Here is a 19,098-nt window from a genome sequence, read left to right as displayed (position 1 = left end):
AGCGCTGTTCGATTGACAGGGACCCGATACCATTGTCGCCCTGCAGGGAGCCATCGAATGCCACCGATCTTCACCGCCGATTTCGAGACGCGTCGCGATGCCGAGATGAGCGTGGAACACCTCGTTCAGGAGCACGGCATCGACCGGAAGGCGATCACGGTGGTCTCGGCGGGCGATCGGAACAGCGCTGGCACGGAGCAAGCCGGCGGCGATCTCGAAGGCGGCCGCAACAAGACCGAGACCGAGGGTGAACCGGCGCTGACCGGGGCGATCCAGGTTCGCGTCGAGGCCGATTCCGCTCAGCGCGGCGTCATCGACGAATCCTTCTCGACGTTCGGTGGCAAGACCATCCAGCGTTGATGTCGAGAAATCGGACGACGTTCGCGGCTCAGGCCGCGAGCTTCGTCACGGCCATGTCGGCGTGCGCGTGGCCACGCAGCCCGAACAGATGCTGGTGAAGGGCATCCGGGCAATGGACGCGCCCGTCCGCATCCGTGATTCGGACGTCCGTCATACCGGCGATCTTGAGCGACCAGCCCTGATCCACCGCACCCAGGATCGAGCTGTGGTGGAAGCTGAAGCAACGCTCCGAGACGCGCGCGCTGACGGTGAAGCTCACGGGATGAGATCCTTGGCTGATCGCCGGACGCCCGGTCTCAGGCCGCCGGCATAGGGTCGAGAGGGAGGCGTGCACGCGGCGCGCGTATCCGCGGCGCCGGCGACCTGCATGTGCACTGCAATAATGGCTTCAGGTTGACGAAGCCTGAGCGGAATCGGGCGACGCGAGAATGTGATCAGGTTTTTCGGCGCGCCTGCCCCTCGATCGCGACGGCCGCTTCCAGGACCGCCTCGGGATGCTGGTGGTGCAGCATGTGCCCGGTTCGGGACAGGCCGGAGAAGACCGCGCCCGGGATGCACCGTGAGGCCCAGTATCCGTGCCTCGGGGTGCTGACGACGATGTCGGAATCACCGGCCAGGATTCGGACCGGGACGCGGCAGGTGTGATAGGCGAGGGCGCTTCGGGTCAGGCCGGCCAACAGCCCCGCGGCGTCCGCGCCCTCGGCCACCAACTGCTCGGCATTCCCGGCCAGTCCGAACGGATAGGCTTCTGCGTACCCGGCCGGCATCGTGGCTGGCAGGAACATCATGTTCCACAGGAGCGGCAGAAGCGCGGGATCGACGGAGTGTCCGAGCAGCGCCGAGGCGAGGCCGCCACCCGGCGCCGCCCGGGGGCCGAACAACAGGTGCTCGAGCCGGGGCTCGGGAAAGCAGATCGGCGCCAGCGCGACGACGCCCGCGATCTCGTCCGGAAACTGCAGGCCGTAGGCGAGACCCACCGCTCCCCCGAAGGAATGGCCGACGATGATCGGCCGCTCCAGGCCGAGCGCCCGCACGCCGTCGCGGATCAAGGCGGCCTGTCGCCAGGAATGCGCATCGGCGATGCCCTGGCGCCGGCTGAAGCCGTGGCCCGGGCGGTCGACGGCGATGACCCGAAAACGCTCGGCGAGATGCGGCACGGGACCGAGCCACATGTCCTCCAGGGACATCAGCGTCCCGTGAATGATCACGAGGGATGGGCCCTGTCCCATCTCGGCGTAGGCCAGCGTCCGGCCGCCGGGAAGATCGATGGTCGAACGCGGAACGAGGCGCGAGGCCACACGTGGCGAGATGCGCCCGACCGGGCTGGTGACGGGTCCCAGCGCCATCAGAGCGGACGCCGGCAGCGCCGGTTCTGCCGAGCCGGGAAGGCCGTCGCGGTCAGGCCCGGACCATGTCGGACCGCAGTCGAGGCCGGGCGAAGGGACGGCCGCGTGGATCCGCTGGCGCGCCGGACCTCGAAGTCGGCATCGGTGCCTTCGCTCAGCGGACCGTCGATGGTCAGGCCGGCGACGCTGATCCAAATGTCGAAGCCGCCGACGGCAGTGATCGCGTGATCCGCCACTGGCTGTCCCTTCTCGCGTTTGCCGAGGTCGGCCGCCACGGCGACGGCGTGGCCGCCCTGGGCTCCGATGTCCCGCGCGCTGCGCACGCGGGTTTCGCCGCTGCGGTCCGCTAGGACGACACGGACCCCCGCCCTCGCAGCCATGCGGGCTGTCGCGGGACCGATGCCGCGCGAGGCCCAGCTGATGCCCATGACCTGATCGCGCCGCGTCTTCCGGTGCCGCATGATGTCCCTTCCCCCGATCGCGCGCGGATCGTCACTCGCCCGTATCGTCGTCCGCTTGCCCGAACGGTTACCCACGAGAACGTCGCGGGTTCTGTCCCGGCCGCGCGCCTGCGCGGTTTTCACGCGCGGATTCGCCCGGCGGAACGGGTGCTGCGTGAGGTCCTGCCGCTGGCAAAGGCGAATGGTATGACTACCTTGCAGGCTGTGACCGAGATCCTGTTCTACCATCTCCAGAACCAGCCCCTCGAGACGGTGCTGCCGAACCTGCTGGAGCGCTCGCTGGAGCGCCAGTGGCGTGCGGCGATTCAGGCTGCCAGCGAGGAGCGGCTTCAGGCCCTCGACGACCAGCTCTGGACCTACAGCGACGACGGCTTTCTGCCCCACGGGACCGATCGCGACGCCGATGCGGCCAGCCAGCCCGTCGTGCTGACCTTGAAGGATACCAACCCGAACGCCGCTTCGATCCGCTTCCTGGTGGAAGGCGCCGACCTGCCGTCGGACGCCGCCGACTACGCACGCATCTGCGTGCTGTTCGACGGGAACGACCAGGATGCCCTGCTGCGCGCCCGCGAGCAGTGGAAGGCGGCGAAGGCCGCCGGACATGCGATCGCCTACTGGCAGCAGGACGAAGACGGCCGCTGGCAGAAGAAGGCCTGACCGCGCTCCCGCATTCCAACGATCGCCGAGAGGAAACGCCATGAGACGTCTCGCCATCGGCCTCGCGGCCCTTCTCCTCGCTGCACCGCCCCTTCAGGCGCAGCCCGCGCCGCAGGGCGATCGGCCGGCTGACGCACGAAAGGCCGCCGAGCCCCGCGGCACCCAGGGTGGAAAACTCCCGGCGGACGCCGTCACCGAGCACCGCGTCACGCTGCCGGATGGCCGGGTTCTCGCCTTCACCGCCCGGGCCGGAAGCCTGCCGCTCGTCGACGAGGCCGGGAAGCTCCAGGCGGAGATCGCCTTCATCGCCTACACGCTGGCCGGCCCGGCCGGCGGCAGGAAAAGCGATCCGGCGCGCCCCGTCACCTTCGCGGTGAATGGCGGTCCGGGTGCCGCCTCGGCCTACCTCAATATCGGGGCGATCGGCCCCTGGCGCCTGCCCGTGGAGGGCGCCAGCATCAGTCCGTCGGCACCGATCGGCCTGGTGCCGAACGACGGGACCTGGCTCGATTTCACCGACCTCGTGTTCATCGACCCCGTGGGCACCGGCTACAGCCGTGCGACCGACGGCGACGCCAAGCGCTACTGGAGCATCGACGCCGATGCGTCCGTGCTGGCCTCGGCCATCGCCCGCTGGCTGCGGACCAACGACCGCCTGCCGGCGCCGAAGTTCTACGTCGGAGAAAGCTACGGCGGCTTCCGGGGGCCGCTGATCGCCTCGAAGCTCCAGGAGGAGATCGGCGTCGGTCTGTCCGGCATGGTTCTGCTCTCGCCCGTGCTCGACTTCGCCTGGCTGCAGGCACCCCGCACCACGCCCTGGGGGCATGTGATCAAGCTTCCGTCCTTCGCCGCCGCCGCGGTCGAGCGGGCGGGCGGCACGCCGACGCGCGAGACCATGGCGGATGCGGAGGCCTATGCCACCGGACCCTACCTCGCCGACCTGCTGAAGGGTCCCTCCGACGCGGCCGCCGTCTCTCGCCTGGGCGACCGGGTCGGTGCCCTGACGGGCCTCGACCCGGGCTTCGTCCGGCGCCAGGCCGGGCGGCTCTCCGGTCAGAGCGTCCAGCGCGAGATCGGCCGCGACACCGGTCGGGTCGCCAGCGCCTACGACACCGGCGTGACCGGATGGGACCCGGACCCGAATGCCGCCCATTCGGGTTTCGAGGACCCGCTGCTCACCGGGCTCCAGGCGCCCCTGACCAGCGCGATGATCGCGCTCTACAACGACACCCTGAACTACCGGGTGCCGGACCTGCGCTACGAACTCCTCAACGGCGCGGTGAACCGGGGCTGGTCCTGGGGCGGCGGGCGTTCGGCGCCCGAATCCCTCGGCGCCCTGCGCGGCGTGCTGGCCCTCGACGGCAACCTGCGCGTGCTGGTCGCCCATGGGTATACCGACCTCGTCACCCCGTACTTCGCGTCGAAGCTCCTGATCGACCAAATGCCGGCCTATGGCGGCGGACGCCTCGATCTCGCCGTGTACCCGGGTGGTCACATGTTCTATTCCCGGCCCGATTCGCGCGCCGCGTTTCATCGGGACGCGGCGGCTCTCTATGCGGCCGCGCTCAGCGCGCGGAGCCCCGCCCAGCGCTGAGGACTCGTCGCGTGCCAGCTTTCAACCGACCCCGCCTGCTCGTCCTGGCCGTTCTCGCAGGCGGTGGCCTGTCCGCCTGCTCCAGCACCGAGACCCGGGCGCCCGCTCCGGTCCCGGTGGCGCTGCCGAAGCCCGCGCCGGCGCCGACCTTCCAGGGACCCGTCCTGACGGGGGAGGGGACCTGCACCGCGCCGGCGCCGGCCGGCGCCGCCGCGATCGAGATCGGAATCGGCGAATGCGATCTCGTCCGGCTCAAGGGCAAGCCGCCGACCGACGTGCTGGTGGGGGAGGGGCGCGCCGGCCGCGAGGTGCAGGTGCTCTACAACGAGCCCGGCGCGAAGGAGCTGTACTTCTTCGTGAACAACCGCCTCGACCGGATCGTGAAGTGAGGCGCCGGCTCAGCGCTCGGTGAGCTTCATCTCGATGCGGCGGTTGCGGGCGTAGGCCTCCTCGGTCGTTCCGGCCTCGATGGGCTGGAACTCGCCGAAGGCCGCCGCGAGGAGGTGCTGGGGCGGGATGCCCTTGGCGACCATGGCCTGCACCACCGCGATGGCGCGCGCCGCCGAGAGCGCCCAGTTCGAGGGGAACTGCGCACTGGCGATCGGCCGTGCATCGGTATGGCCGTCGATGCGCAGCACCCAGGGGATGTCGGCCGGGATCTGCTTGGCGAGGTCGAGGATCGCGCCCGCGATACGGTCGAGCTCGGGACCGGCCTCCGGCTTCAGGCTGGCGGAGCCCGCCGGAAACAACACCTCGGATTGCAGCACGAAGCGGTCGCCGACGATGCGGATGTCCTGGCGGTTGCCGAGGATCTGTCGCAGGCGTCCAAAGAAGTCCGAGCGGTAGCGCGCCAGCTCCTGCACCTTCTGGGCGAGCGCGACGTTCAGGCGGCTGCCGAGATCGGCGATGCGCGCCTGGCTCTCGCGGTCCCGGGTCTCGGAAGCGGCGAGGGCATCCTCCAGGGCCGCGAGCTGCCGCCGCATCGCCGCGATCTGTTCGTTCAGGAGGTCGATCTGCGAGGCGGCGCGGGCGGTGTTGGCGCGCTCCGCAGCCAGCTGCCGGTCGACCTCGCCCTGGCGCCCGGCCGAGCCCTGGGCGGCCTCGGCCTGGGACTTCAGACGGTCCCGTTCGGCCTGCGCTCCCAGCAGCGTGTTGCGCAGGGACGAAGCCTGCTCCTCCTGGGTCTTCCGGGTCGAACGTTCCAGGGCGAGCAGTTCCGTGAGGTCCGAGATCTGACGGTTCAGGCGGGTCAGAACCGAGTCGCGGCCGCTGATCTCCTGCGACAGGAAGAACTGACCGACCACGAAGATCGTGAGCAGGAAGACGACGGCGAGCAGCAGCGTCGCCAAGGCGTCGACGTAGCCCGGCCAGACGTTCAGGCTCCGGTCGCGCCGGCCGCCGCGCGCCGAGGCCATCTCAGCTTCGCTCGCGGCCGAGGCGGTCGAGCGCCTGCTTGAGGTCGCGCTCGCGATTGGCCTGTGCCTCGACCCAGTCGCGAATCATCTGCTGCTCGGCGCGCATGTGCTGGACGAGACCCTGAATGCCTTCCGCGAGATTCGTCATCGCCTGCGTGGCGACGCGGCCGTTGGCGCCCTCGGCCACCACCGTGGTCAGGCGGTCCACCGCTTCTTTGAGCTCGCGGGCGCTGGCGGGGTCCTGCATCGGAAGTGGGGCGGATTGCGCCCTCGTCGGGGCCGCGACCTCGACACGACCCTGCGGTATATCGCCCGAGAGAAGCCAGTCCTCCAGCTCGTTGTGGAAGCGCGCATGCGCCTGCCCGGCCTGCAGGTCGAGGAAGCCGATGATCAGCGAACTCGCGAGGCCGAACAGGGAGGCCGAGAAGGCAAGGCCGATGCCGGAGAGCGGCACCGCAAGGCCGTTCTTCAGCTCGTCGAACATCGCCGCGGCCTCGCCTCCGCCGCGCATGGTCCTGATCACCGAGCCGACCGCGCTCAGCGTGTCGATGAGGCCCCAGAACGTGCCGAGGAGGCCGAGCAGGATGAGGAGACCCGAGACGTAACGGAGAATCTCCCTTCCCTCGTCGAGGCGGGCGGCCGCGGTGTCGAGGAAGGCGCGATTGGTGGAAAGAGTCATCCCATCGTGCCGGGCGCCGATGGCAGGCGCCAGCGGCGCCAGCAGAGGCGCCGGCCGACCCGGGCTCTCGCCGGCAGCGACGGCGTTGACGTAATTCGCTTCTCGATAGAGCCGTATCACCTGCCCGAAGGCCAGAAGCACCGATATGAGCAGGACGCCTAGGATAAGCCCATTGAGGCCCGGATTGGCCAGGAAGGCCGGCGTGATCTGGCGGAATAGAACGAAGGCGAGGAACCCGACCAAGATCAGGAAGACCAGCATCCGGACGAGATAGATGCCTGGCTTGGCGATCGTCGCGGGTGCGGGTGGGGTCGCCATCGGCTCAGGCACACTCTCAACGCGGAACTGGCAGCCCGCGCGCAGCGAGCAGGGCGGACGCGGCGGCACATTGCAGGGTGGTTCGGCGCCGATCAAGTCGCCAGCGGCGTCGGGCCGTGGATGGTTGGGTTCGCGCCGGCTAATCCCACGCCCGCGGCCACGTCTCCTCCAGATATGGCCCGAGGCGCACCGCGGCAACGCTTTTCGCCAGGCCCGTCGCGTTGTCGGTCTCTACAGCGATGCCACAGAGCGTGCCCTCACCCTGGGCCGCTTCGAGACGAGCACCGGGCGTTTTCTGCAAGAAGCGGCGCAGGGGCTCGTCTTTCTGCATGCCCAGGATCGAATCGTAGTCACCACACATGCCGGCGTCCGACAGGTAGGCGGTGCCGCCGGGCAGGATTCTGTGATCCGAGGTCGGCGTGTGCGTGTGGGTGCCCACGACCAAGCTGGCGCGGCCGTCGAGAAAATGGCCAAAGGCCTGCTTCTCGCTGGTGGCCTCGGCATGCACGTCGACGATGACCGCGTCCGCCACGGCGCCGAGGGGGCAGGCTGAGAGTTCGCGCTCGGCCGAGGCGAATGGGTCGTCGAGAGCGTCCATGTAGAGGCGGCCCATGACATTCAAGACGAGGACGCGGGCGCCCTTCTGGGTCTCAATCACGGTGGCGCCACGACCCGGCGTGCCCGTCGGATAGTTCGCCGGCCTCACGAGGCGTGTCTGGCGCTGGATAAAGACGAGGGCGTCGCGCTGATCGAAGGAATGGTTGCCGAGGGTCACCGCGTCGGCCCCAGCCTGAAGGAGTTCGTCGCAGATGGCTTCCGTCAGACCGAAGCCGCCAGCGGCGTTCTCGCCGTTGATTACCACGCAGTCGAGGCGCCAGCGCTCGCGGAGCGCGGGAAGACGGTCCGAGATGACGGTGCGGCCGGGACGGCCCACCACATCGCCGAGGAAGAGAATGCGCATCGCGGAAAGTCAGGTCCGTATCAGCGGGACCGGACCCGCTTCGGTGACGAGATGATCGAGCGGCTGGTCGTGCGGCTCCGAGGGCACTTCATCCACCGCCTGCACGGAGAAGGCCACGCCGATCGTAAGCACCCGACCGTTCCGGGACAGGCGGGCGATGGCCCGATCGTAATAGCCGCGTCCGTAGCCGATGCGATGGCCGCGTCGGTCATAGGCCGCCAGCGGAACGATCAACGCAGTGGGATCAAGGGACGGCAGGGCGTCGTTCGGTTCGCTGAGGCCGAATCGACCGGCGACCAGGGCCTCGCCGTCGCGCCATTCCCGAAAGACGAGTCCATCAGGTGTAACCTTAGGCAGGGCTATCCGCTGTCCGCGCGCGAACAGCAGGCGAGCGAGCGGACGCGGATCGACCTCGCTGCGGATCGGCCAGAACGCTCCGACGATCTCGGCTTCGGCCAGCGCGCCGATACCCATCACCGTCTCGGCGATTTGCATCGAGCCGGTGCGGCGATCCTCCTCGGAAAGGGCGTCTCGGCGTGCCAAGGCCTCGGTCCGGAGACCAGACTTGCGGGCGGAGATGACGTGTTCGGCGGGAGAGGAGTCTGAGTGCGGAGCCACGTGAGCCGTTGAAGTGTCGATCCCGGGAAACCTACAATGTAGGTGGGCGCCGTGTTGGCCAAGTCCAGGGACAAGGCCAGGGACAGCTCCCTGGGGAGTCGATAAGGCCCCGGGGAAAAGTTCTCCTGACGGACCCGGCAGCCCCGCCTTACTTATGTAGCGTCGGCAAGCCAGGAGCGCCAGGGGGGCGCCTCGTCGCCGGAGGTTTTCCCACCGCAGAGGCTTCACCCCGCGGAAATGACATGTGCAAGGCGCTCGATCCGCTCGGCGCAACGCACGAGGCTTTCTGCGAGCCGTTCCTCCTCGGCCGCCCGCACCGAGTCGCCTGATGCCACTGTAGCCCGAAGGGCGGCAGCCTCTTGCTCCAGTGCGGCGAGTCGCCCCTGCACTTCCTGCAACTCATCCGCCTGCATCAGGGCCGCCATCACGTGGAGGCGCATGTCACCGATCTCGCCGAACGATCGGCGCATCTCGGTGATGCGACCGTCGAGCCCCTCGGCGAGGGCGGTGAGATGTGCCTCTTCGCCGTCTGCGCAGGCCATCCGGTAGTTCTTGCCGTCGATGGTGACATTGATTTGAGGCATCGGCTTCGGATCGCTGGAGCGTTGGGTTTCGGGGGTTAGCGATTGCCGCGGGATGGGGCCAGCATGCCCTCGACGGCATCGATCGCCAGCCCCAGACGGTGATCGATATCTGCCGAGGTCGCCTCGACTTCGGCGAGGCGGGCGCTCGCGGCATCGAGTTCGGCGGCGAGGCGCGCCCGATCCTCACCCATGATCGCCAACTCGGTCTCGAGGTCACTCGGGTCCCGCGCAGCCTCGAAGCGCTGGGTGACGGCACCCTCCAGGCGGGAGAGCACGGCCTCAAGGCGCTGCAGCGCCAGATCGATGGTCTGGCTCACGGATGAATGCCCCTTTTTCTTCAACAACGTTCCAGCGTCCGAGCGCTCAGCGGCACCTCGGTTCTAACGGAGGGTCGCTCCAGCGCCATGCTGGGATGCGCAGGGCATCCACCGGTAAAGGGTTATCCATCTCGTGTTCCATGCCATGTAACCTTTGCCTCGATTTGTCACCATGTTAGAGACCGCCCGCCCGCAGACCGGCTATACGGCAACCCGTGATGCGTCCAGGCGAACGGACAGGCCCTTGTCCGCCAGCTTGGTCAGTGTCCCGTCGCGCGCGTCCTCCGGTCTTCGGCTGCGATCGCGCGCCCTAGCCTGCGCGGCAGTTCATCTGTCGTTCAATCGGGACTCGCACAGAGCGGGCAACGGATCGCGGCCTGCCCGTCGGGTACGCTGCGACGATCAACATGCTGGAGGGTGCTGCGTGGCCGGCGCCCGATTATGGGAAGGACTCACGCTGTGTCGGTTAAGGTTGCCATCAACGGGTTCGGACGCATCGGCCGCAACGTCCTGCGTGCCATCCACGAGGCCGGCCGCAAGGACATCGAGGTGGTGGCGATCAACGACCTCGGCCCGGTCGAGACCAACGCTCACCTGCTGCGCTTCGATTCGATCCACGGCCGCTTCAACGCCAAGGTCGAGGTCGATGGCGAATTCATCGTTGTCGATGGCCAGCGCATCAAGGTCACGGCCGTGCGCAACCCGGCCGAGCTGCCGCACCGCGAACTCGGCGTCGACATCGCCCTCGAGTGCACCGGAATCTTCACGTCAAAGGACAAGGCCAAGGCCCACCTCGACGCCGGCGCCAAGCGCGTCATCGTCTCGGCGCCCGCCGACGGTGCAGACCTGACGGTGGTCTACGGCGTCAACCACGACAAGTTGACCGCTGATCACCTCGTCATCTCGAACGCCTCCTGCACCACCAACTGTCTCGTGCCAGTGGCGAAGGTCCTGAACGATCTTGTTGGGATCGAGCGCGGCTTCATGACGACGATCCATTCCTACACGAACGACCAGCCCTCGCTGGACCAGATGCACAAGGACCTCTATCGGGCCCGTGCCGCTGCGCTCTCGATGATCCCGACTTCCACCGGCGCGGCCAAGGCCGTCGGCCTCGTGCTGCCGGAGCTCAAGGGCAAGCTCGACGGAACGTCGATCCGTGTGCCGACCCCGAATGTCTCGGCTGTCGATCTCGTCTTCACGGCCAAGCGCCAGACCACCGTGGAGGAGATCAACAACGCGATCCGTACCGCCGCAGACGGTCCGCTCATGGGTGTGCTGGCCTATACCGATCAGCCCAACGTTTCGATCGACTTCAACCACGATCCCCACTCGTCGACCTTCCATCTCGACCAGACCAAGGTCATGGACGGCACCTTCGTGCGCATCCTGTCCTGGTACGACAACGAGTGGGGCTTCTCGAACCGTATGGCCGACACGGCGGTGGCCATGGGCAAGCTGCTCTGAGCCGCTGAACCGCCTTCTAACGGTTCGAACGCTCCCGAAGCCCACGCGACGACCAGCATGGTGTGCCTGATATGACAGAGACCTCCCCCATCGGACGCGACTTCATTCCAGGCACGCCAGCACCCCCGGGGCCTGCGTCGGCAGCGACCCCCACCGGTTCGGTTCCGGTGACTCCGGTCGTGATCGGCAAGGCCGAACCTCTCTCGGTGCACGGTACCGCACCGAGCAGCGACCAACTGGCCCGGATCGAAGACAAGTGTTCGCGGATCGAGGACAAGTACGCCCGCTCCGAGGCTCTGCTGTCGCGCGTCGAGGAGAAGGTCGAGGGTGCCGCCGGCCGTATGAACGAGGCGGCTCGCCAGAGCGACCTCTCGGCCCTCCGCAGTGAAGTCCGCGCCATCGCCGACCGCACTCGCGGTCTGCCCGGGTCCGGCGCCCTCGTGCTCACCGCGATCATCACTGCAGTCCTCACGGTCGCACTGACTATCGCCGCCCAGCGCTTCCACCTGGACGCGATGCTGCCGCCGCGCTGATCCAGATTCGTCCCGCCCGACCAGAGCCAAGGCCCCGATGACCGCATTCCACACCCTCGACGACGCAGGCCCACTTCAGGGCAAGCGCGTGCTTCTTCGCGTGGACCTGAACGTGCCGATGGACGGCGGACGCGTCACGGATGCCACCCGAATCGAGCGGATCTTGCCGACGATCGCCGAGATCGCCGACCAAGGCGGTCGCGTCGTGCTGCTGGCGCATTTCGGACGTCCGAAAGGCAAGCCCGTCGCGTCCGAGTCGTTGAAGCCCGTGGTGGAGACCTTGAGCCAGAAGCTCGGCCGCTCGGTCGCTTTCGCCGAAGATTGCGTCGGGCCGGCCGCAGCCGATGCCGTCGCACGCCTCGAGGACGGAGACGTTCTCCTCCTCGAGAACACCCGCTTCCACGCCGGCGAGGAGAAGAACGACAAGGCCTTCGCCGAGCAGTTGGCCGTCAACGGCGATCTCTACGTCAACGAGGCGTTCTCGGCCGCACATCGGGCGCACGCCTCGACGGAAGGCCTCGCTCATCTGCTGCCCGCCTATGCCGGCCGTCTGATGCAGGCTGAGCTCGATGCCCTGGCCAAGGGCCTGGAAGCCCCGGCCCGTCCGGTCATCGCCCTCGTCGGCGGTGCCAAGGTCTCCTCGAAGATCGACCTGCTTCAGAACCTCGTCGCCAAAGTCGACATGCTTGTCATCGGCGGCGGCATGGCCAACACCTTCCTGCATGCCCAGGGCAAGGCCGTTGGCAGGTCGCTCTGCGAGAAGGACCTCGCCGATACCGCCCTGCGCATCGTCGAAGCGGCCAAGGCGGCCAAGTGCCGGATCATCCTGCCGGTCGACGCGGTCTCGGCCTCCGAGTTCAAGGCGAATGCGGCGCACGAGACGGTGTCGGTCGATGCCGTGCCAGACAGCGGGATGATCCTCGATGCTGGCCCCGCCTCAGTCGCCGAGATCAATGCGGCCATCGACGAGGCTGCGACTTTGGTCTGGAACGGTCCGCTCGGAGCGTTCGAGCTGACGCCGTTCGATGCCGCTACCGTCGCCGCCGCCCAGCACGCGGCGGAACGGACCAGGGCCGGCAAGCTCGTCTCGGTGGCGGGCGGCGGCGACACCGTGGCTGCCCTGAACCATGCTGGCGTCGGCGAGACCTTCTCCTACGTCTCAACCGCCGGCGGCGCCTTCCTCGAATGGCTTGAGGGCAAGGAGTTGCCAGGCGTCGAGGCCCTGCGGGTCAAGGGCTGACCGCAACAGCGATGCGATGCGTTCCGGGAGGACGGTTTACGTCCTCCGAAACAGCGCTGCGTCCGCTGATTGCTGTCCCGCGAGAGTTGCAACGGACCGGCAAAGGTCCGAAAAGACGAACGATTTCGGAAAGATTGCGCCCCCTGGCGCGTCGCTGTGCGGATCGCCTTCGGGGCGGTCGTATCTGAGGAGAAACCCATGGCCCGCATCACCCTGAGGCAGCTCCTGGATCATGCCGCCGAGCATGAATACGGCGTACCGGCGTTCAACCTGAACAATATGGAGCAGGGTCTCGCCATCATGGCGGCGGCGGAGGCGACCGACTCTCCGGTAATCCTGCAGGCGAGCAAAGGCGCGCGCGCCTACGCCAATGACATCGTGCTGGCCAAGCTCATCGATGGTCTCGTGGAGGTCTATCCCCACATCCCGGTTTGCATGCACCTCGATCACGGCAGCGACGAAGCCACCTGCGCCACCGCCATCCAGTACGGCTTCACCTCGGTGATGATGGACGGATCGCTGAAAGCGGACGGCAAGACTCCCGCCGACTACAACTACAACGTCGAGATCACGCGCAACGTCACCAAGATGGCCCATTGGGCCGGAGTCTCGGTCGAGGGCGAGCTGGGTGTGCTCGGCTCCCTGGAGAGTGGCCAGGGCGAGGCCGAGGACGGCCACGGCGCCGAGGGCGTGCTCAGCCACGACCAGCTCCTCACCGATCCCGACGAGGCCGTGAAGTTCGTCGAGGCTACCAAGGTCGATGCACTCGCCGTCGCTATGGGCACCTCGCACGGCGCCTACAAGTTCACCCGCAAGCCCGACGGCGACGTCCTCGCAATGAACGTGATCGAGGAAATTCACCGCCGCTTGCCCACGACGCACCTCGTGATGCATGGCTCCTCGTCCGTGCCGCAGGACCTCCAGGACATCATCAACCAGTACGGCGGCGAGATGAAGCCGACTTGGGGCGTGCCGGTCGAGGAGATCCAGCGCGGGATCAAGCATGGCGTGCGCAAGATCAACATCGACACCGACAACCGGATGGCGATGACGGGCCAGATCCGGAAGATCCTCGCCGAGAACAAAGCCGAGTTCGATCCGCGCAAATACCTAAAGCCGGCGATGGAGGCGATGACCAAGCTGTGCAAGCAGCGCTTCGAAGAGTTCGGCACCGCTGGTCAGGGTTCCAAAATCCGCCCGGTTTCCGTGGCCACCATGGCCAAGCGCTACGCCAACGGCTCCCTCGACCCGAAAATCGGCGCGGCGAGCTGAGGCGTCGGAAGGACCCTCTATGTCGGAACCCCGCACCCGCCTTGCTCTGCTCAGCCCCTACCGGGTCGAGGCCGGTGACGCCGAAGCGCTCGCCGCCGCGATCACGGCCGCCTGTGCGGCGGGCGATGTCGCCGCCGTCATCCTACGCCTGGCCCTGGCCGACGAGCGCAGCCTCGTCAATCTGGTCAAGCGTTTGGCGCCGGTAGCCCAGGATGCGGGTGCGGCGGTGGTCGTCGCCTGCCCGGGCTTCACCGGCGACCTCGTCAGCGTCTCCGCGCGCGGCGGAGCCGACGGAATCCACCTCGACAAGGCGAGGGACGGTGACTTGCGCGACCTCCGCGAGCGCCTAGCCGACGGCCGGATCCTCGGCGCAGGCGGGCATGAGCAGAAACACGCGGCCATGGATGCAGGCGAGGCCGGCGTGGACTACGTGATGTTCGGCGGTCTCTACGCCGATGGCATGGCGCCCGATGCCGAGACGGTGAGAGACCGCGCCGGCTGGTGGACCGAGATCTTCGAGACCCCCTGTATTGCCGTCGCGCATGCAACGGATCAGGTTGGTCCGCTCCTGGCTACGGGGGCCGAGTTCCTCGGCTTGGAAAGCACCCTTTGGATCGGCGAGACCGCCGACATCGCCGCCATCCAGATGCAGGTAGCCGCCGCCCGGGAGGCGACCGCGTGAGGGTGGCGCTCAGCCTTATGGCGCTGATGTTCAGTCTCGGCGAGGTTCATGGCGCGTCGTCGCTGTCGCCGGAAGCGGCGAAGCCGGCAACACGCGAGGTTTTCTCGGCACCCCCTAAGGAGCTGCCGACTCCTTATTCGCCGAACGCCATGCGGTCGGTGCCTTTCACGGCGAAGCCGAGCGATAAGCCGGTAGATACAGCCTTCGGCGCCTATCAACGCGGACAATACACGACCGCATTCCGTGAGGCGACGAAGCGGATTGCGGCCGATCCGAAGGATGCGGCGGCGATGACGTTGTTGGGCGAACTTTACAATCAGGGCCTCGGCCTCAAGCAGGACCCAGTCAAGGCCGCGGAATGGTATCGCCTCGCCGCGGGGCAAGGCGACGTGCACGCGATGGCCTCGCTCGGCCTGATGTCCATCGACGGACGTGGCGGTACCAAGGATATGAAAGCCGGGCGGCAATGGCTTGAGAAAGCCGCCGACAAGGGTGACACGACCGCAGCCTACAACCTTGCGCTGATCCTCCTGGGCAGCGGCACCGAACCGGATCAGGCCCGCGCCGCCACCCTGTTCCGCAGGGCCGCAGATGGTGAGATCGGAGCCGCACAGCACGATCTCGGGGTCCTCTACCTGCAGGGCCGCGGCGTGACCAAGGATCCGACCCAGGCCGCTGAATGGTTTCGGCGTGCGGCGGATAACGGCGATCTGGCCGGCGAAGTCGAGTTCGCCATTCTCCTCTTCAATGGCACCGGGCTGCCGAAGGATGAGACGCGCGCCGCGCGCTACTTCCAGCACGCCGCCGCTCGCGGTAACGCCATCGCTCAGAACCGAATCGCGCGGCTGTTCGTGGTCGGACGCGGTGTTCAAAAGAATCTGGTCGAGGCCGCGGCCTGGAATCTTGCGGCCTCGGCGCAGGGGTTGTCGGACCCCTGGCTCGACGAGAACCTGAAGGGGCTTGAGCCGGCGGAGCGCCAGCGCGCCGAGGCTCTGGCGGCCGATCGCGCGAAGGTCAATTAGCGGACCGGGCGGCAGCCCCGCATTCGAAAGGGGTGAGCCAGCGCGTAAACGTGCTATGGCCGCGCCGAATGTTTCACCAACCGATGTTCTTTGAATCGGCCTGGACCCGAAGATCAATGATCAGCTCACCTCTTATGACCGTCATGGTCGACGCCGTACGCAAGGCGGCCCGCGGTCTCAAGCGCGACTACGGCGAGATCGAGAACCTGCAGGTCTCCCGTAAGGGACCGGGAAACTTCGTCTCGGCGGCTGACCGTAAGGCCGAGGAAGTTCTGAAGGATGCGCTGATGAAGGCGCGGCCGGGCTACGGGCTCATTCTGGAGGAGTCCGGCAACGTCGAGGGTGCGGACAAGAGCCACACTTGGCACGTCGATCCCCTCGACGGCACTACGAACTTTCTTCACGGCATCCCACACTTCGCGATCTCTGTCGGTCTGGAGCGCGAGGGCCAGATCGTCGCCGGCGTGGTCTATGATCCGGCCAAAGACGAACTTTTCGTCGCCGAGCGTGGCAAGGGCGCTTATTTGAACAACCGCCGCCTGCGCGTCTCCGGGCGAACCGACATGGCCGATGCTTTGGTCGCCTACGGCTCTCCGTATCTCGGCCGAGGCGATCATCCGAAGCTTCTGCGCGAGGTCGCCGCCGTGATGGCCGTGACAGGCGGTGCCCGTCGCTTCGGCTCGGCCGCCCTCGATCTCGCCTACGTGGCCTGCGGTCGCTCCGACCTCTACTGGGAGCGCGACCTTCAGACCTGGGACATTGCTGCGGGGATCATCCTGGTGCGCGAGGCCGGCGGGTTCGTCACCAGTGCGGATGGTGGTGCCGAACCATTGGCCGCCCGCTCGGTGGCCTGTGGCAACGAAGTCCTGCACGGTGAACTCGTGAAGCTCCTGCGCCGCGCCAACGCCTGAGGGGTGCCGAGTGCCTCCTCGTCTCCGTTCTCTTCGACAAGGGCCGCCCGCATGGAAACCCGCCGCCACATCGCGTTGAAGGACTCGATCCGGTCGATTCCGGATTACCCGAAACCTGGCATCGTCTTTCGCGATATCACAACGCTGCTGAGCGACCCGCGGGCGTTCCGTCGCGCGGTCGACGCACTGGTGCACCCTTATGCAGGCGGCCGCATCGATCAGGTGGCGGGCATCGAGGCACGGGGTTTCATCCTCGGCGGTGCCGTAGCGCACCAGCTTTCGTCCGGCTTCGTGCCCATCCGGAAGAAGGGCAAGCTGCCGCACAAGACCGTTTCGATTGCCTACGCACTCGAGTACGGCACGGACGAGATGGAAATCCACGTCGACGCGATCAAACCGGGCGACCGCGTGCTTCTCGTAGACGATCTCATCGCCACAGGCGGCACGGCTTGCGCGGCGGTGAACCTGCTGCGCCGGATCGGCGCCGAGGTCGTGGCGGCCTGCTTCGTCATCGACCTGCCGGAGATCGGCGGTGCTCAGAAGCTTCGCGACCTCGACGTGCCGGTCCGGACATTGATGGAATTCGAAGGGCACTGAGCCCGGACGCGTCGTTCCCCGCCAATGGAACGATGCGGCGGCGGTTCAGGCGGCGAGGCTCCTAAATAGTCCTCTCCCGTCAGTTCCACCGACGAGATCTTCGACGAAGTTCTCCGGGTGCGGCATGAGGCCAAGCACATTGAGCTTCTCGGAGTAGATGCCCGCGATGGAGTTCAGCGAGCCGTTGCGGTTGGCATCGACCGTCAGCTTTCCGTCGGCTCCGGAGTAGCGGAACGCCACCCGACCGTCGCCTTCGAGGCGCGCAATGGTTTCGGGATCAGCGAAATAGTTGCCTTCGCCATGGGCCACGCAGACGTCGATGACCTCATTCTTGGTGTAGGCAGAGGTAAACCGCGTATCGGCGCGCTCCACGCGAAGCAACTGGCGATGGCAGATGAAGCGCCGATCGACGTTTCGCATCAGGACGCCGGGCAGTAGACCCGATTCGCATAGGATCTGAAAGCCGTTGCAGATGCCGAGCACCAGGCCGCCGCGAGCCGCGTGGGCCCGGACAGCATCCATCGCGGCCGCACGCCCGGCGATGGCGCCGCACCGCAGGTAGTCACCATACGAGAACCCACCTGGTAGGACGGCCAGATCGGTCCCTGCAGGTAGCTCGCTCTCAGCGTGCCAGACCCTCACAACCTCGGCACCCGACTGGGTCAGAGCCCGGGCGACATCCGTATCGCGGTTGGAGCCCGGAAAAACGATGATGGCGGCACGCATCAGGCGATCTCAATGGCGTAGTTTTCGACCACGGTGTTGGCGAGCAGCTTCTCGCAGGCGCTCTTCAGCGTCGCCTCGGCCGCTGCCCGGTCCTCGCCCACAATCTCAACGTCGAAGACCTTGCCCTGGCGCACGCTGTCGACACCGGACAGGCCGAACGATGTCAGAGCCGCCTCGATCGCCTTGCCCTGCGGGTCCAGCACGCCGGTTTTCAGGGTGACGATGATGCGTGCTTTCATGGATTCGGACTCGTCTGGTGTCAGGGTACTCTGCGGATAATCGGGAAACGCCGGGCAGGCAACGCGAAACGGCCCCGGAGGGGCCGCACTTGGTCGTTCGAAACACCGGTTTTCACTCAGCGTGCGCTTGGGCCTGTTCCGCGCAATGGCTCGATGCTGGTGGCACGACGCCAGAGTTGAAGCATCACCCAGGCCGCGAAGAGGCTGAACAGTGCCATGAGCACATGGCCGACCGTGTCGCCGAGGTCAAACAAACCGGCTAGGGCCCAGCCCGCGGCGATGGCGACTGCGAACACCTCCGTACCGACGAGCACCATCATGCTCACGATGGTGATAAGATTCCGCGTATTCACTGCTGTGGCGCCCCGCTATCGGCCTCGCACGGGAGAAAACCCGACGCGAACATGATGGAGGGCGACGTAGCGCGGACCGACCCGGTCATGCAACGTCTCCCCTCTCTTCACGTCGAATCTCAGCGTGGCGCGCGCTTGGCGAGGATGCGCTGAAGCGTGCGGCGATGCATGTTAAGGCGGCGTGCCGTTTCAGAGACATTGCGTCCACAGAGTTCGTAGACCCGTTGGATGTGCTCCCAACGCACGCGATCCGCAGACATGGGGTTTTCCGGCGGATCGGCTCGCTCGCCCGGCTGTGCCATCAGCGTACCATGGATCTCGTCGGCATCGGCTGGCTTGGCAAGGTAATCGAAGGCGCCGAGCTTCACCGCCGTGACTGCCGTAGCGATGTTGCCGTACCCGGTCAGGATGACACCACGCGCGTCGGGGCGGCGCTCCTTGAGGCGTGCGATCACGTCGAGGCCGTTTCCGTCGCCGAGGCGCATATCGATGACGGCGAAGGCCGGCGGGCGGACATCGACCATCGAGACGCCTTCGGCGACGCTCTCTGCAACCTGCACCTCGTAACCACGCATTTCCATTGCTCGGGCGAGCCGGGTCGAGAACGGCTTGTCGTCGTCGACAATCAGCAGCGAGCGATCGCTGAAAGCGGCCAGGGGATCATGGTCGGCAAGCTGAGCGATATCGGCACCCGGCGCCGTTGTTCCAGTCTGCGTCAGCATCCGAAGCTCCTCCATAGTTTTCCA

25 protein-coding genes and 1 other RNA gene are annotated in these 19,098 nt (G+C 67.0%); 12 read left to right on the top strand and 14 right to left on the bottom strand.

What is annotated here, in order from left to right:
- The first annotated feature begins 57 nt into the window (after positions 1-57).
- Positions 58-360 (top strand): hypothetical protein, encoded by a 303-nt coding sequence (locus ACLBWX_RS06515; protein WP_447676251.1) that lies wholly within the window; start codon positions 58-60, stop codon positions 358-360.
- 28 nt (positions 361-388) lie between these two features.
- Here ACLBWX_RS06515 and ACLBWX_RS06510 read toward each other — a convergent pair whose 3' ends face one another.
- The 3 genes from ACLBWX_RS06510 to ACLBWX_RS06500 all read right to left on the bottom strand — a co-directional run bounded on the left by ACLBWX_RS06510 (position 389) and on the right by ACLBWX_RS06500 (position 2,395).
- The gene (locus tag ACLBWX_RS06510) at positions 389-619 is read right to left on the bottom strand and encodes a hypothetical protein (RefSeq protein ID WP_447676250.1); all 231 of its coding nucleotides are present in this window, start codon (positions 617-619) and stop codon (positions 389-391) included.
- A 175-nt stretch (positions 620-794) separates the two neighbouring features.
- Complete coding sequence (locus tag ACLBWX_RS06505) at positions 795-1,706, bottom strand: alpha/beta fold hydrolase (RefSeq protein WP_447676249.1); 912 nt, start codon at positions 1,704-1,706, stop codon at positions 795-797.
- Positions 1,706-2,395 carry an SDR family NAD(P)-dependent oxidoreductase gene (locus ACLBWX_RS06500; protein WP_447676248.1) on the bottom strand — a complete coding sequence of 230 codons (690 nt, stop codon included), beginning with the start codon at positions 2,393-2,395 and terminating at the stop codon, positions 1,706-1,708. The genes ACLBWX_RS06505 and ACLBWX_RS06500 overlap by 1 nt, the downstream gene beginning before the upstream one ends.
- Here ACLBWX_RS06500 and ACLBWX_RS06495 point away from each other — a divergent pair.
- Genes ACLBWX_RS06495 through ACLBWX_RS06485 form a run of 3 tightly spaced genes read left to right on the top strand, consistent with a single transcriptional unit; the run spans position 2,372 to position 4,807 of the window.
- Positions 2,372-2,824 (top strand): DNA polymerase III subunit chi, encoded by a 453-nt coding sequence (locus ACLBWX_RS06495; RefSeq protein ID WP_447676316.1) that lies wholly within the window; start codon positions 2,372-2,374, stop codon positions 2,822-2,824. The genes ACLBWX_RS06500 and ACLBWX_RS06495 overlap by 24 nt on opposite strands.
- A gap of 40 nt (positions 2,825-2,864) precedes the next feature.
- Positions 2,865-4,418, top strand: a complete 1,554-nt coding sequence (locus tag ACLBWX_RS06490) for a S10 family peptidase (protein ID WP_447676247.1) — start codon at positions 2,865-2,867, stop codon at positions 4,416-4,418.
- An 11-nt stretch (positions 4,419-4,429) separates the two neighbouring features.
- The gene (locus ACLBWX_RS06485) at positions 4,430-4,807 is read left to right on the top strand and encodes a hypothetical protein (protein ID WP_447676246.1); all 378 of its coding nucleotides are present in this window, start codon (positions 4,430-4,432) and stop codon (positions 4,805-4,807) included.
- A gap of 9 nt (positions 4,808-4,816) precedes the next feature.
- Here the strand turns inward: ACLBWX_RS06485 and ACLBWX_RS06480 are convergent, their stop codons facing one another.
- From ACLBWX_RS06480 to ACLBWX_RS06450, 7 genes are all read right to left on the bottom strand, one after another.
- Positions 4,817-5,833, bottom strand: coding sequence for a peptidoglycan -binding protein (locus ACLBWX_RS06480; RefSeq protein WP_447676245.1), 1,017 nt, complete (start codon positions 5,831-5,833; stop codon positions 4,817-4,819).
- A gap of 1 nt (position 5,834) precedes the next feature.
- Positions 5,835-6,830 (bottom strand): flagellar motor protein MotA, encoded by a 996-nt coding sequence (locus ACLBWX_RS06475; protein ID WP_447676244.1) that lies wholly within the window; start codon positions 6,828-6,830, stop codon positions 5,835-5,837.
- Positions 6,831-6,969: 139 nt separating this feature from the next.
- Positions 6,970-7,791: a TIGR00282 family metallophosphoesterase gene (locus tag ACLBWX_RS06470; RefSeq protein ID WP_447676243.1), complete on the bottom strand. Its 822-nt coding sequence runs from the start codon at positions 7,789-7,791 to the stop codon at positions 6,970-6,972.
- A gap of 9 nt (positions 7,792-7,800) precedes the next feature.
- Complete coding sequence (locus ACLBWX_RS06465; RefSeq protein ID WP_447676242.1) at positions 7,801-8,409, bottom strand: 5-formyltetrahydrofolate cyclo-ligase; 609 nt, start codon at positions 8,407-8,409, stop codon at positions 7,801-7,803.
- A non-coding RNA gene (gene ssrS / locus ACLBWX_RS06460) (6S RNA) lies at positions 8,399-8,556 on the bottom strand. Before ssrS ends, ACLBWX_RS06465 begins: the two co-directional genes overlap by 11 nt.
- Positions 8,557-8,633: 77 nt before the next feature.
- Positions 8,634-8,993, bottom strand: a complete 360-nt coding sequence (locus tag ACLBWX_RS06455; protein ID WP_447676241.1) for a cell division protein ZapA — start codon at positions 8,991-8,993, stop codon at positions 8,634-8,636.
- Positions 8,994-9,028: 35 nt separating this feature from the next.
- Positions 9,029-9,310 (bottom strand): DUF4164 domain-containing protein, encoded by a 282-nt coding sequence (locus tag ACLBWX_RS06450; protein WP_447676240.1) that lies wholly within the window; start codon positions 9,308-9,310, stop codon positions 9,029-9,031.
- A gap of 459 nt (positions 9,311-9,769) precedes the next feature.
- Here ACLBWX_RS06450 and gap point away from each other — a divergent pair, with 459 nt between their 5' ends.
- The 8 genes from gap (at position 9,770) to ACLBWX_RS06410 (ending at position 17,034) form a co-directional block, all read left to right on the top strand.
- Positions 9,770-10,777 (top strand): type I glyceraldehyde-3-phosphate dehydrogenase, encoded by a 1,008-nt coding sequence (gene gap / locus ACLBWX_RS06445; RefSeq protein WP_447676239.1) that lies wholly within the window; start codon positions 9,770-9,772, stop codon positions 10,775-10,777.
- A gap of 71 nt (positions 10,778-10,848) precedes the next feature.
- On the top strand, positions 10,849-11,310 hold the full coding sequence (locus ACLBWX_RS06440) for a hypothetical protein (RefSeq protein ID WP_447676238.1): 462 nt from the start codon (positions 10,849-10,851) through the stop codon (positions 11,308-11,310).
- Positions 11,311-11,347: 37 nt separating this feature from the next.
- Entirely contained in the window at positions 11,348-12,550 is a 1,203-nt protein-coding gene (locus ACLBWX_RS06435) for a phosphoglycerate kinase (RefSeq protein ID WP_447676237.1), read from the top strand.
- A 198-nt stretch (positions 12,551-12,748) separates the two neighbouring features.
- Positions 12,749-13,822, top strand: a complete 1,074-nt coding sequence (gene fba, locus ACLBWX_RS06430; protein WP_447676236.1) for a class II fructose-bisphosphate aldolase — start codon at positions 12,749-12,751, stop codon at positions 13,820-13,822.
- A gap of 19 nt (positions 13,823-13,841) precedes the next feature.
- A complete protein-coding gene (locus tag ACLBWX_RS06425) occupies positions 13,842-14,504 on the top strand; it encodes a thiamine phosphate synthase (protein WP_447676235.1) in 663 nt (220 codons plus the stop codon).
- Positions 14,505-14,521: 17 nt separating this feature from the next.
- On the top strand, positions 14,522-15,526 hold the full coding sequence (locus ACLBWX_RS06420; RefSeq protein ID WP_447676315.1) for a tetratricopeptide repeat protein: 1,005 nt from the start codon (positions 14,522-14,524) through the stop codon (positions 15,524-15,526).
- Positions 15,527-15,642: 116 nt separating this feature from the next.
- Positions 15,643-16,437, top strand: coding sequence for an inositol monophosphatase family protein (locus tag ACLBWX_RS06415; RefSeq protein ID WP_447676314.1), 795 nt, complete (start codon positions 15,643-15,645; stop codon positions 16,435-16,437).
- Between the two features lie 51 nt (positions 16,438-16,488).
- Complete coding sequence (locus ACLBWX_RS06410) at positions 16,489-17,034, top strand: adenine phosphoribosyltransferase (protein WP_447676234.1); 546 nt, start codon at positions 16,489-16,491, stop codon at positions 17,032-17,034.
- Positions 17,035-17,079: 45 nt separating this feature from the next.
- Here the strand turns inward: ACLBWX_RS06410 and purQ are convergent, their stop codons facing one another.
- From purQ to ACLBWX_RS06390, 4 genes are all read right to left on the bottom strand, one after another.
- Positions 17,080-17,760 (bottom strand): phosphoribosylformylglycinamidine synthase subunit PurQ, encoded by a 681-nt coding sequence (purQ, locus tag ACLBWX_RS06405; protein WP_447676233.1) that lies wholly within the window; start codon positions 17,758-17,760, stop codon positions 17,080-17,082.
- A complete protein-coding gene (gene purS, locus ACLBWX_RS06400) occupies positions 17,760-17,999 on the bottom strand; it encodes a phosphoribosylformylglycinamidine synthase subunit PurS (protein ID WP_447676232.1) in 240 nt (79 codons plus the stop codon). The genes purQ and purS overlap by 1 nt, the downstream gene beginning before the upstream one ends.
- A gap of 116 nt (positions 18,000-18,115) precedes the next feature.
- Positions 18,116-18,352, bottom strand: a complete 237-nt coding sequence (locus tag ACLBWX_RS06395; RefSeq protein ID WP_447676231.1) for a hypothetical protein — start codon at positions 18,350-18,352, stop codon at positions 18,116-18,118.
- A gap of 119 nt (positions 18,353-18,471) precedes the next feature.
- Positions 18,472-19,074, bottom strand: a complete 603-nt coding sequence (locus tag ACLBWX_RS06390; RefSeq protein ID WP_447676230.1) for an ActR/PrrA/RegA family redox response regulator transcription factor — start codon at positions 19,072-19,074, stop codon at positions 18,472-18,474.
- Between the last annotated feature and the right edge of the window lie 24 nt (positions 19,075-19,098).

It is taken from the genome of Methylobacterium sp. M6A4_1b (assembly GCF_053345175.1).
Note: the sequence above shows the minus strand (reverse complement) of the source record. Positions and strands in the feature narration are given on the sequence as shown.

Coding starts and splice junctions, on each gene's coding strand:
- ACLBWX_RS06515 (WP_447676251.1), top strand. CDS start 58: ATGCCACCGATCTTCACCGCCGATTTCGAGACGCGTCGCGATGCCGAG.
- ACLBWX_RS06505 (WP_447676249.1), bottom strand. CDS start 1,706: ATGGCGCTGGGACCCGTCACCAGCCCGGTCGGGCGCATCTCGCCACGT.
- ACLBWX_RS06500 (WP_447676248.1), bottom strand. CDS start 2,395: ATGGTAGAACAGGATCTCGGTCACAGCCTGCAAGGTAGTCATACCATT.
- ACLBWX_RS06490 (WP_447676247.1), top strand. CDS start 2,865: ATGAGACGTCTCGCCATCGGCCTCGCGGCCCTTCTCCTCGCTGCACCG.
- ACLBWX_RS06480 (WP_447676245.1), bottom strand. CDS start 5,833: ATGGCCTCGGCGCGCGGCGGCCGGCGCGACCGGAGCCTGAACGTCTGG.
- ACLBWX_RS06475 (WP_447676244.1), bottom strand. CDS start 6,830: ATGGCGACCCCACCCGCACCCGCGACGATCGCCAAGCCAGGCATCTAT.
- ACLBWX_RS06470 (WP_447676243.1), bottom strand. CDS start 7,791: ATGCGCATTCTCTTCCTCGGCGATGTGGTGGGCCGTCCCGGCCGCACC.
- ACLBWX_RS06455 (WP_447676241.1), bottom strand. CDS start 8,993: ATGCCTCAAATCAATGTCACCATCGACGGCAAGAACTACCGGATGGCC.
- ACLBWX_RS06440 (WP_447676238.1), top strand. CDS start 10,849: ATGACAGAGACCTCCCCCATCGGACGCGACTTCATTCCAGGCACGCCA.
- ACLBWX_RS06435 (WP_447676237.1), top strand. CDS start 11,348: ATGACCGCATTCCACACCCTCGACGACGCAGGCCCACTTCAGGGCAAG.
- fba (WP_447676236.1), top strand. CDS start 12,749: ATGGCCCGCATCACCCTGAGGCAGCTCCTGGATCATGCCGCCGAGCAT.
- ACLBWX_RS06425 (WP_447676235.1), top strand. CDS start 13,842: ATGTCGGAACCCCGCACCCGCCTTGCTCTGCTCAGCCCCTACCGGGTC.
- ACLBWX_RS06420 (WP_447676315.1), top strand. CDS start 14,522: ATGGCGCTGATGTTCAGTCTCGGCGAGGTTCATGGCGCGTCGTCGCTG.
- ACLBWX_RS06415 (WP_447676314.1), top strand. CDS start 15,643: ATGATCAGCTCACCTCTTATGACCGTCATGGTCGACGCCGTACGCAAG.
- ACLBWX_RS06410 (WP_447676234.1), top strand. CDS start 16,489: ATGGAAACCCGCCGCCACATCGCGTTGAAGGACTCGATCCGGTCGATT.
- purQ (WP_447676233.1), bottom strand. CDS start 17,760: ATGCGTGCCGCCATCATCGTTTTTCCGGGCTCCAACCGCGATACGGAT.
- purS (WP_447676232.1), bottom strand. CDS start 17,999: ATGAAAGCACGCATCATCGTCACCCTGAAAACCGGCGTGCTGGACCCG.
- ACLBWX_RS06390 (WP_447676230.1), bottom strand. CDS start 19,074: ATGCTGACGCAGACTGGAACAACGGCGCCGGGTGCCGATATCGCTCAG.